Source organism: Zymobacter sp. IVIA_12111.31 C1, from assembly GCF_047495495.1.
GTDB lineage: Bacteria > Pseudomonadota > Gammaproteobacteria > Pseudomonadales > Halomonadaceae > Zymobacter.
The window spans coordinates 1,643,486-1,654,792 of record NZ_CP179930.1; the positions used below are offsets into that span (position 1 = coordinate 1,643,486).

11 protein-coding genes are annotated in these 11,307 nt (G+C 57.3%); 3 read left to right on the forward strand and 8 right to left on the reverse strand.

The genetic code is table 11. The features are described from left to right. Positions 1 to 59: 59 nt before the first annotated feature. The 8 genes from arnF to ACMHYW_RS07390 all read right to left on the reverse strand — a co-directional run bounded on the left by arnF (position 60) and on the right by ACMHYW_RS07390 (position 9,339). On the reverse strand, positions 60 to 494 hold the full coding sequence (arnF, locus tag ACMHYW_RS07355) for a 4-amino-4-deoxy-L-arabinose-phosphoundecaprenol flippase subunit ArnF (RefSeq protein ID WP_414499353.1): 435 nt from the start codon (positions 492 to 494) through the stop codon (positions 60 to 62). 77 nt (positions 495 to 571) lie between these two features. After that, positions 572 to 931, reverse strand: a complete 360-nt coding sequence (locus ACMHYW_RS07360; protein WP_414499354.1) for an EamA family transporter — start codon at positions 929 to 931, stop codon at positions 572 to 574. Positions 932 to 1,080: 149 nt separating this feature from the next. Further along, positions 1,081 to 2,013 (reverse strand): 4-deoxy-4-formamido-L-arabinose-phosphoundecaprenol deformylase, encoded by a 933-nt coding sequence (gene arnD, locus ACMHYW_RS07365; RefSeq protein ID WP_414499355.1) that lies wholly within the window; start codon positions 2,011 to 2,013, stop codon positions 1,081 to 1,083. 14 nt (positions 2,014 to 2,027) lie between these two features. Then, complete coding sequence (arnA, locus tag ACMHYW_RS07370) at positions 2,028 to 4,007, reverse strand: bifunctional UDP-4-amino-4-deoxy-L-arabinose formyltransferase/UDP-glucuronic acid oxidase ArnA (protein WP_414499356.1); 1,980 nt, start codon at positions 4,005 to 4,007, stop codon at positions 2,028 to 2,030. Next, positions 4,004 to 5,056, reverse strand: a complete 1,053-nt coding sequence (locus tag ACMHYW_RS07375; RefSeq protein ID WP_414499357.1) for a glycosyltransferase — start codon at positions 5,054 to 5,056, stop codon at positions 4,004 to 4,006. Before ACMHYW_RS07375 ends, arnA begins: the two co-directional genes overlap by 4 nt. Positions 5,057 to 5,059: 3 nt before the next feature. Then, the gene (gene arnB / locus ACMHYW_RS07380; protein ID WP_414499358.1) at positions 5,060 to 6,211 is read right to left on the reverse strand and encodes a UDP-4-amino-4-deoxy-L-arabinose aminotransferase; all 1,152 of its coding nucleotides are present in this window, start codon (positions 6,209 to 6,211) and stop codon (positions 5,060 to 5,062) included. 434 nt (positions 6,212 to 6,645) lie between these two features. Then, entirely contained in the window at positions 6,646 to 8,430 is a 1,785-nt protein-coding gene (locus tag ACMHYW_RS07385; RefSeq protein WP_414499359.1) for a phospholipid carrier-dependent glycosyltransferase, read from the reverse strand. 606 nt (positions 8,431 to 9,036) lie between these two features. After that, positions 9,037 to 9,339: a transcriptional regulator gene (locus tag ACMHYW_RS07390; RefSeq protein ID WP_414499360.1), complete on the reverse strand. Its 303-nt coding sequence runs from the start codon at positions 9,337 to 9,339 to the stop codon at positions 9,037 to 9,039. Between the two features lie 168 nt (positions 9,340 to 9,507). On the opposite strand from ACMHYW_RS07390, the gene ACMHYW_RS07395 reads away from it, so the two are divergent. The 3 genes from ACMHYW_RS07395 to ACMHYW_RS07405 all read left to right on the forward strand — a co-directional run bounded on the left by ACMHYW_RS07395 (position 9,508) and on the right by ACMHYW_RS07405 (position 11,196). After that, a complete protein-coding gene (locus ACMHYW_RS07395; protein ID WP_414499361.1) occupies positions 9,508 to 9,987 on the forward strand; it encodes a hypothetical protein in 480 nt (159 codons plus the stop codon). A 104-nt stretch (positions 9,988 to 10,091) separates the two neighbouring features. Beyond that, positions 10,092 to 10,520: a hypothetical protein gene (locus ACMHYW_RS07400; RefSeq protein ID WP_027706285.1), complete on the forward strand. Its 429-nt coding sequence runs from the start codon at positions 10,092 to 10,094 to the stop codon at positions 10,518 to 10,520. Positions 10,521 to 10,971: 451 nt separating this feature from the next. Further along, positions 10,972 to 11,196, forward strand: a complete 225-nt coding sequence (locus ACMHYW_RS07405) for a DUF1737 domain-containing protein (RefSeq protein ID WP_414499362.1) — start codon at positions 10,972 to 10,974, stop codon at positions 11,194 to 11,196. The last annotated feature ends 111 nt before the right edge of the window (positions 11,197 to 11,307 follow it).

Consider the following 11,307-nt stretch of genomic DNA (forward strand, 5'->3'; position numbering starts at 1 on the left):
CGAACACTCTCTCACCGAATACTCACTGATTCACCTGACACGATAGCGATCACCCAATGCTAATGATGAGGTGATGCGGTGCTGCAGCGGCTAATGACGACCACGCCGATCAAAATCATCGCAATCCCGATCAGATGCTGAACCTTAAACGCTTCATGCAGGATCGGTGTGACCACCGCCACCGCATATACTGTCACGTAACTAATGCTCAACAGCGGGTAGGCACGGCTCAGCGGCAGGTGCCGCAGCGCATTCAGCCAACACCACATTGAGATACCGTACGCCAGAATGCCGCCGCCGATCAGAGCCAGCCACGGCCAGTAGCCCAGCAGGACATTCACGGCCAGCGCCTGCACATCACTCCAGATCGCCATCAGGTTCGGCAGATGGCTCATGCCGATCTTCATCCCCAGCTGCGCCAGCGTGACCAGTACGATGCTGCCACCGATCCAGGCATAGCCCAGCCGATAGCGCCCCGTTACAGCAGTTGACATACAGGCTCCTCACTCAATGAAGAAAGCGGCGGCTTCCCTGACGGAAAGCAGCCGCGTATCGGTAATGCCACTGTTGGCTACCACTCTGACCCCAGCACGACGATGCCCGCCATGATCAACGCCAGACCGCCCAGATAGCGCCATGAGAGCGTTTCTCCGAACAGCCAGCGTGCCGCAACGGCCACCAGCACGAAATTCAGGCTAAGCATGGGATACGCCAGGCTAAGCGGCACTGTATGCAACACACCAAGCCAGCACAGCATGCCGCAGCCCAGTGCACCGATACCTGCAATCAACCAAGGGTTAAGCAGCCGACGCAGCAGACCGGCCTGTTGCAGTTCGGGGCGAGCCGCCCACCAATGCACGGCCTGCTTCTGCATCAACTGACCACTACAGGCCAGCAGACTGGACACCACCAGCAATATCAGACTCAGCATACGTTCTCTCTTGAGGCTCGATGCCACACCAGCGACCTGCCAACGGCCTGTAAAGAAAAGAATGGGGACGGCCCTACCACCGCACGGTCGTGAGACAACAAAGCCGTCCAGCGTCATTCTTTTCAGAAACGCGACCTTCTCTGGAAACCCTACAGGCCGCGACCCACCCAGCCTTCACGCCCGGGCAACGGCCCAGTCGTCAGATGCCCGGTCGGCAACGTCGATAGATCATCCGGCAGCAACGCACTCTGCGGCACAAAATCCATGCCGTTCTGACGCATAGAATGGATCAACGCCGAAAACTCGCTGGCCATCAGGATGCCTTCCACTTCAGCATGGATCGTGTAGACCCCCAGTGCCGAACTGCGCAATTTCTCAAGGATATAGCCATTGAAATTGGCCGCATCCGTTTCGCGCCCGATCACCTCGTCAAACGTCGGCAGATCAACGGGAATCTGCGGCGTGCCGATCGTACCGTCAGTCAGCAGCGGCCGGAACATGCGCCCGCCGCGGCAATCACTGTTATAGCGAAAACCGAAGCGTTCCTTGGCATCCACCGTCGCCTGACTGCCCCGCCAGCCGGGCACGGCCGAACAGGTGATCCTTTCTCCGATGATCTGCTCCAGAACATCGACACCACGCTTGATCTCGTGATACTGGCGCTCAACGTCCCAATGTCCCGACCACGCCTGCCACGCATGGTGATCCCACGCGTGCAGACCGACTTCATGCCCCGCCTCAACGATGCGTCGCATCACGGGTGCCAGCCCTTTTCCCATCTGACGCCCGGGCCATGCCGTACCTGCAAACAGGATGTCCCAGCCGTACAGACTGGCGGCGTTGGACCGCAGCATTTTCATCAGGAATTTGGGCTTGAGCAGGCGCCAGAGATGACGCCCCATATTGTCGGGTCCGACAGAGAGAAAGAACGTCGCGCGAATGCCTTCGCGCGCCAGAATATCGAGCAGACGGGGCACGCCTTCACGCGTGCCCCGGTAGGTGTCGACGTCAATGCGAAGAGCGATGGGCTTCATGCCATCAAGAGCGAGACCACGTCGTTGCAGAGCAACTCCTTCGCACATGCCGCGTTCCTCACTCAGGATTCAAGTGCATCGACCGCCTGCTGCAGGAAGAAGTCGAGGGTGTCCTCGATCGTCTTCTCCATCGGAATGGACGGCGTCCAGTCCAGCAGGCGCTTGGCGTTTTCGATGCTCGGACGACGATGGCTGACATCCTGATAGCCTTCGCCGTAGAACGCACGGTTATCGACAACCTTGAAGCCTGCAAACGCCGGGAAGTGCTTACGCAGCGGATGTTTCTCGAATTTTTCGAGCAGCACTTCCGCCATGTGCTTGATGCTGGCTTCGTTATCGGGATTACCAATGTTGATGATCTGCTTGTGGCACGTGTGATTCTTGTCTTCCACGATGCGGAACAGCGCGTCGGCCCCTTCATCGATGTCGGTGAAGCAGCGTTTCTGCTCGCCACCGTCGATCAGCTTGATCGGCGTACCTTCCACCAAGTTGAGGATCAGCTGGGTGATGGCGCGCGAGCTACCGATGCGTGCGGAATCGAGGCTGTCGAGACGCGGGCCCATCCAGTTGAACGGACGGAACAGCGTGAAGTCCAGCTCGCCACGCATGCCGTAGGCCCAGATGACGCGGTCCAGCAGCTGCTTGGAAGACGAGTAGATCCAGCGCGGCTTGTTGATCGGACCTACGATCAAGCGCGATGTTTCTTCGTCGAAGTAATCGTCATCGCACATGCCGTACACTTCAGACGTGGACGGGAAAATCACGCGTTTGTTGTACTTCACGCAGTAGCGAATGATGCGCAGGTTTTCTTCGAAGTCGAGCTCGAAGACGCGCAGCGGGTTGCGGGTGTACTCGATCGGCGTCGCGATGGCGACCAGCGGCAGCACCACGTCGCATTTCTTGACGTGATATTCGATCCATTCGGCGTGAATAGAGATGTCGCCTTCCACGAAGTGGAAATCAGGATTGCTGATGAACGGCTGGATGGCATCGGTGCTGATGTCGAGACCGTAAACTTCATAGCCACCATCTTCGAGCAGACGCTTGGACAGGTGGTAGCCGATGAAACCATTGACCCCCAGAATCAGCACGCGCGTTTTGCGTTGCTTGCCTTTCGGCATGTTGCCCAGACGCAGACCGCTGACCAATCCCATTTCCTGCACGACTTGGCGCGCCGGTGCGATCAGGCCGGTTTCGGTCTGTGCGGTCAGGATGCGCAGCGCACCTTCACCACAGGCCACTTCAAGCGGCTCAGCAGACAGCACCGTGCCCGGTGCCGCATTCGTATCCGTGGAAGCTACCGGTTCGGATGACCAGATCGTGACGCGACGCGTACCGCTGTGCGTGAAGGCCCCCGGATAAGGCTGGGTCAGCGCGCGCACCATGTTGTGGACATCACGGGCCGGTTTGCTCCAGTCCAGCTCGCCGTCTGCTGGCGTGCGGCGACCAAAGTAGCTCGCCTGAGATTCGTCCTGCGGCGTCGCCTTGGCCTGACCGTTCTTGATCATCGGCAGAGCGCGGTCCAGCAACGTGCGGGCCGCCTGAACCATGCGCGGATGCATGGTGCCTGCGGTGTCCTCATCCGCGATGGCGACTTTTTCAGCGTCGATGATGTCGCCCGCATCAGCCTTGGCCACCATCGTATGCAGTGTCAGTCCGGCTTCCTTCTCACCGTGGATGATCGCCCAGTTGAGCGGTGCACGACCACGGTAGCGCGGCAGCAGCGAGCCGTGCAGGTTGTAGGCACCCTTCGGCGGAATGTCGAGGATCGCCTGACTCAACAGCTTGCGGTAATAGAACGAGAAGATGACATCAGGGGCCATGGCGCGCATACGGCCGACCCAGAGAGGATCATTGACATCTTCCGGTGCGAATACCGCAATGCCGTGCTGAGCACACAGGGCAGCGACGGAACCGAAGAACTGCTGCTCGTTGGGGTCATCACGCAGCGTGAACACTGCTTCGATCTGATAACCCGCTGCCAGCAGGGCTTCGATGCCCTGACATCCGAAGTCCTGGTACGCAAAGACTATGGCTTTCATTGTGTGCAATCTCCAGCATCCTTGGAAATAGTGGAAGTCGATGCGTCTTCGGTAGGCGCATCGGAAGAAGTCGGCGCTGAGGCCGCGTCAGAACGCAGCAAAGCGCTCTCATAGGTGTCTTCGACGAAATAGCGTGGACGGGCGCGTACATCGTTGTACATGCGGCCAAGGTATTCCCCGACCAGCCCGATACCAATCATCTGTACACCGATGAAAATAAATAGGATCGCAAACAGCGGAAATACGCCGTTGAGCCCCCATGCGGATCCCAAAGCAATGCGCAGCACGATCAGCAGCAGTGCGAATACAAAACCGGCGGCCGCGATCAACGCCCCAGCCAGACTGGCCAGCCGCAGCGGCTGCGTCGTCATGCAGGTGACCAGATCAAACATCAGGCTGATCAGACGCATCAGGCTGTAACGAGATTCACCGTGCTCGCGTTCGGCGTGATCCACTTCGAACTCGATGGTGTTGCGCGCGAAGCTGTTAGCCAGAATCGGAATGAAGGTGCTGCGCTCATGGCACTGCAGCATCGCGTCGATGATGCGACGATGATAACCGCGCAGCATACAGCCGTAGTCGGTCATCATAACGCCCGTCGCGCGGCGCACGGCACCGTTGATCAGCCGTGACGATAGGCGACGGAAGAAGGAGTCCTGACGGTTGCGACGCACGGTGGCAACGACGTCATACCCTTTCAGCCCCGCCTCAACCAAACGCGGAATCTCTTCCGGCGGGTTCTGAAGGTCGGCATCCAGCGTGATCACGAAATCGCCGCGCGAGGCTTCGAACCCCGCCATGATGGCCGCATGCTGTCCATAGTTGCGATTCAGCACGACAACGCGGATCGCACTGCCTTCACGGTCGGCGGCCTGTTTCAGCAGCGCCACACTGTCATCGTGGCTGCCATCGTCGACGAAAATGATTTCATAGGGCCTGTCCAACTGACGGCAGGCCTTGTCGGTACGTTCGAGCAGCTCCGGCAGACTGGCCTGCTCGTTGAAAACAGGAATAACGATGGAGATCAAAGCAAAGGAAGTGGGTGTCACCCGTCAGTCCTCCAGGATTCGGGTCAGGGATGCCACCACACGGTCGACATCGTCAAAAGAAAGGTCGGGGAACAGCGGCAGGCTGAACAGCCGGTCATTGTTCCACTCGGTGTTGGGCAGCGCGTGCGGTAGCGTGCCGGCTGGGAAGCGTTCGCGGTAGTATTTCTGCTGATGGATGGCCTTGAAGTGAATGCCACTGCCGATGTCATCGTCTTTCAGCTTCTGCATGATGGCATCACGCGTCAGCGATGTACGGGTATCGTCTACGCGCACGATGAACAGATGGTGAGCATGGCGGTGATCCCATTCGGGGGCCGAAAGCGGAATGAGCGGCAGCCCTTTCAACCCATCGCGATAGCGCTCGCACAGTACACGGCGACGCTCGTTGATCTCGACAAGGCGCGGCCACTGGGTCAACGCGATGACGGCGTTCATATCGGCTAGGTTGCACTTGAAGCCCGGCGACAACACCTCGGCCTGTGGGCGACGCCCATTGGCTTGGCGATCGAAAGCGTCGACACCCAGCCCGTGGAACTTGAGCATGGCCAGTGTTTCAGCCAACGCATCGTCATCGGTCACGATCATGCCGCCTTCGGCCGACGTGATGTTCTTGATCGCATGCAGCGAGAAGATGGCCGTGCCTTCACGTCCTACCGGAACACCCTTGTACAGCGTGCCCACGGCATGCGCAGCGTCTTCAATCAACGTCACATCGTGACGACGGGCAACGGCACGGACCGCGTCTAGGTCGATGGGCGCGCCCGCATAGTGCACGGGGATGATCGCTTTGGTACGCGGTGTAATGGCCGCCTCGATGGCATCGGGCGTCACCATCAGCGTATCGCGGTCGACATCAATGAATACCGGTGTCGCACCGGCCAGCATGATCAGGTTGACGGTCGACACCCAGGTCTGGGACGGCGTGATAACTTCATCGCCCGGCCCAATACCCAGTGCTTGCAGCATGATGTGCATGCCGGCCGTCGCCGAACTGACTGCAATGGCGTGTTTGCATCCGAGCGTGTCGCAGAATGCCTGCTCTAGCTCATGGCACTTCGCGCCGGTCGTAATCCAGCCCGAACGCAGCACCTCGACAACGGCGTCGATTTCACGCTCACCAATGGCGGGACGGCACAACGGAATAAACGCAGACATTTGACTTAACTCCTTCCATTGCATATGACGCAATAATGGACAGACGCCGAATCGTTGCTGACACATGCAAGGGATGCGCCGACACCCCGTCATGCGGTTATAGCCTTGTGCAACGCGTCTCGACGCGCGGATTTGCACAATGTTAGGCCTCAACTTCCAGCAATACAGCACTGAATTGTAGGGATAAGTAGCGATGCCGTATCCACGCGTTACGGCGTCCATACTCTATGCCGCATCGCCACTACTTTCCACTTGGATAGCCGCAGTAAACACCTACTGCCGTAGCAAAACTACTGCACTTTCAAGCGTTTTACCTCGTGCACAACTATATGATATGTGCAGGTGCCGAAGGTTCATTCCGTGCACAATTTCACTCGCAACGTATCGCTATCCATTACGCGGGCAGAATGAAGCAAGGCGGGCCTTTGAGCGCGTCACTGCGGCTTCTGTCGCGCCACAGGACAACGTTCATCCGTTCCCGGGCGTGCGGCAAAACTCAGCAGGCTATAGGTGCCCCGCGTATCGATGATGTCGGGGTTAAGCGCCAGTGTGGGTGCGAAGCTGTCCTGATCATTGTCCAGCATCATGGTCACGCGTCCGCAGTGTCTCGCCTGCTCAAGCCAGCCAGGAAGCGCATCAACGCTCACCCAGCGCTCGGGGTGATCCTGAAGCCCGAACGCCAGCTCACCCACCGCATCGTAGATCACAATGTCATCGCGTCGTGTCAGCCAGCTCAGCGCCGCAGCATCACTGATGCCATTACTGACCAGTACAGCGCTGCGTGCCACCAGATCATCATGCTGCTGAGCGAACACCACTGGGGCCTTGTCATAGAGGCGCTCTACGGGCATACAGAACGGTATACCCCAAGCCAATGCGGTAGGAATAAGCGCCAGCGACATGACCCAGCGAGGCCGCCACACCACGCCTAATCCCAACAGGGTAACAGCACTCAGCATGGCAATGGCCGTTACATAAGCGAACATATCAACACGCAAATCGAAGTGATGACCGCTGCCGCAAAGCAGTAGCATCAGCCCTGCCGCGCCCCCCAGTGCGGCCCACAGGCCGTGCCACCGTAGCGCGCTTAAATACAGCGCATAGAGTGTATAGCCCACCAACAGCGCCACTGCAGGAAAACACGGCAGAATATAGGGTGCCAATTTGCCGCGGGCACAGCTGAAAAACAGAAACGGCATCACGCACCACAGCAGCAGATAGCGTCGAGTGGCGGGGGCCATGCCCCGTGACTGGTCGCGCATGTGGAACACGCTGCCCCACCAAGGGAAGAGTCCCAGCAGCGCGATGGGCACAAAGAAATAGCAAGGGGCGGCATGCTGAGCCTCCGTCTGACTGAAGAAACGCTGGATATGTTCATGCCAGAAGAAGAAAGACCAGAACTGCGGGTCACGCTGATGAACGATCAGCCCCCACGGCAGTACCGTCAGCACGGCCGCCAGTACGGCCAGCGGCCCGTATGTCCATAAATGACGCGTCCGCTGTGTTACCATCAGCCACGGCACCATCACCAGCACCGGAATCGCCAGCGCCAGGAAGCCTTTGGTCATGACCCCTGCCCCACTGGCCACCCCAATCCACAGATACCCCCAAACACGCGATGAACGGCTATCACGGGTATAAGCCCATACACCGCTCAGCATGATCGCGGTCATCCACAGCGACAGCGGCGCGTCGATGGAAATGTAGGTTCCCGTACAGAACACCATCAGCATCGACAGGTATACCAGCGCGCAACAGGCTGCACAGCGCGCGTCGCGCCACAGCAGCTGCGCCATCCGATACACCATGAGCCCACTTGCCCCCGCGGCCAGCGCACAGCTGAGACGTGCTGAGAAATTGCTGCTGCCAAACAGCCACTGTGCACCGGCATTAAGCCAATAACCTAAAATGGGCTTTTCGAAGTAACGCAGACCCAGAAAATGCGGCACGACCAGATCGCCCGAACGCATCATCAGGCTGCCGATCTGCGCATAGCGGGTTTCATCCGGGGCCAGCAACGGCCGCCAGCCCAGTGGTACGATATAGGTTACGAGATAGAACAGCACGATGCCCCAGCCATAGCGCCGAGCACCGCGCCGTGCGGCATCGCGAGTTAAGCAATCGTTTGTGAAACAGTGAAGAGCGGCCATGCCATTGCGGACTCCGTCAGCATTGCCACGGGGTGCCCCACGATCCAAGGCGAAGTCTATCCACACCATGAATCAACGATCACCCTGCGAGGGTTAAGGACACACCCATGGCTGCACCCACAGGCACAGCATCAATGCATATAAAGGAATAATCAGGCGGAGAGATACCGCTACTGAAGGTTACCGATAGGACTATGCCGCTGCCGTCTACAGCCCATATTAATGAATGTTGAAGATAGGATTAACAAAGATTTTAACGGGGAATCTACAGCGCGCACATAAAAATAAAAATCCACAAATACAGTGCATTACACGGCATTAATGTAAAAAACCGATATCCAATCAAGAATAACGTTGCAGTTGATATGAAAATAACGCGCGTTCTACGTATTCAATAAAGCACATCGCACTACCCCACCCTATTCATATACTCAACGTTGCAGTGCTGACCTGATTACGGTCAAGAATGGATAAAAGAAAGCGTTATCGCCGTCTACCAAAATATGCCGTAGTGCATACGGTGATGATTTGAGTCCTGCCTACCGCCAGCAAACCCTTCTGCAAGGCGCCCTACCCGTGCCGCATTACGCATCGGCTCGCATAGCGCGCCTCTTTCATGCTCGCTCGAAGCGGCATGCCCGCTTGATTACGTTAAGTGAAACAGCACTGTCTTTATTATCGTGGCGAATGCTCGGTCTGCGCTTGAATGGTCGCCAGTGCCCTTGCGGCCTGTGCGATCTGCTCGGGGCTGTCGGCAAGCTCAGGCCAGATCAGTGGCCAGTCCTGCGGGCGCAGCTGCTGCCGCGTGACGGCCCCTTCTGTGGCCCGCTCAATACCTGCCGCCACCGAGGCCGAGGGGTGCTTGTGACCATAGGCGATCAGGCGCAGGTAGCTGCGCGAGGCCCCGGCCATATTGACCTGTTCATCGGTCGCGGTCTTGATCCAGTTCAACAGCTGCGTGTTTCTTTTCTTTGTCATGCTTCTGTTCCTCTTACTCCATATTAGTGCAGGTCGACATAGAAGGTGAGCACGGCTCCTCCCGTTGCTGTTACCATAAAGGTCACGCCCATTATGACCTCAAGGTTATTTTAACATCAACACCCTGCGGTTATTTACCCGAAGGAAACGTTACGCGATGATAGCGTCATGGATATCAACACGCTATACGATCGGCGACGCATTCACCTGCAACGCTTGATTCGCGAACGGTTCAAGGGAAATCAGACTGCCCTCGCAAAGGCGGTCGAACGCAGTGCAGGTGAAATATCCCGTTGGCTATCACCGCCGCGGGATGGCAAGTCGTGGACGCGCAATATGAGTGAGATCAGTGCGCGTCGTATCGAAAACCATCTTGGTCTGGAAACGGGTTATCTGGACCGCCCTCTTTCCGATGGTGCCGCCCAAACCGTCGGCGAGCCGATGGAGGCCTACGACACGACGCGTGATGATTCTGGTCGAACACCGACTTCTCCGTCCTCTACCCCGGGCTGCTGTCACGGTGATACTGAGACACAATGTCGCCATTGTGCGCGTATCCAATACATCATGAATATGCTGCCTTTCATGTCCTTGGAGGAGGTCGAAACCCTAAGCAAGGTAATAGACGTACTCCGTGCTCACAAGTGAGCGTCGTTCGCGGTAGACACCGCATGACATAATGACCTTAAAGGCATATCCGAATTATCCCGCGGGAAATTTATCTTTGAATAAGCTCCCGCGATGATAGCGGTATGACGATCTATGACATCCGCCGTAAGAACTTACGTAATCTGATGAACGACCTGTTCGAGGGTAGGCAGGTAGAACTCGCCAATGCGTTGGAGCGTTCGCCCAGCTATATCTCCCGGATACTGTCGACGCACGGTTCCACTTCATCACAGTCCAATCGCAATATCGGCGAGGAACTGGCACGCGACATCGAAGCGCGCCTTAATCTACCTCGCTATTCGCTGGACTATGAACCTAACCAGCCGCAGCCGGTTGGGATCGAAGAGCCGCGTCGTGCCTATCAGACTCGCGTCTACGAGAATGCCTCAGAAGAGCATCGCCGCTGCGTGGACAGCGTGGCGAATACCTTGTTGCAACTCGATGCCGATCAAGCACATATCATCGAGCGTGCGTTGCGCATGCTATTGCGCGTACGCAAGGACAGGGACTAGCGATACCTTTCGAGCGGCCATTCAGGATGTCTGCCGCTCGAATCCGCTTCCTTTATAAACAGAACCTATAAACAGAACCGTCATGAACAGGGCGGTGGCAGACAGGACAGCATACCGTCATGTCATCTGTCGACCTCCTTAAGGTAAACCCGCGCACTGACCCTCGTCGTCGTTATCACACCCAGCGTATCCTTGCGCTCCTCTCCTTTCATGCTTTTCCATTTGCTGTTTTGCGCTATCACGTCCCTCCAGAGCGTATGGTTAGCACGCATCAAGATAACGGTATACTTGTACTTCGTGAGCACCGATAGCCACCGGAGCCGTCTCTAGCCTACCGGAAAGTGGTGCGGGAAGGTGGGATTGCGGTATCTTTTGTGACAAGGCCCTGTACCGAAGGCCATTTCATTCATGATTGCGATTACCGCTTGGTTTGATATTCAGGAGCGCTCCGATGCCGACTTCCCTTTCCTCTCTCCCTGAAGGGTATGACGTTTACATGCTGTTGACCTCGGTCAACAAGGAAGAGCTCAATCACAAGGTGTGCGCGGCGCTGCGGATGGGGTATCGGCTCCAAGGGTCGCCCGTTATCAATCAGTCAACGAACCGTCGTGTCTATTTCGCGCAGGCCGTGTACTGGCCCGGCGTCTACGACGCATTCGCCGCGGACAATGCCTAACCACGAAGCACAGGCCTAACGACCGACATCCTCTTAAAGCGATCAGCTTACGGTATCCGCGATGCCGTTTTATCGTCTTTATGGGCATAGGCCGCACCTAACCGTCATCGG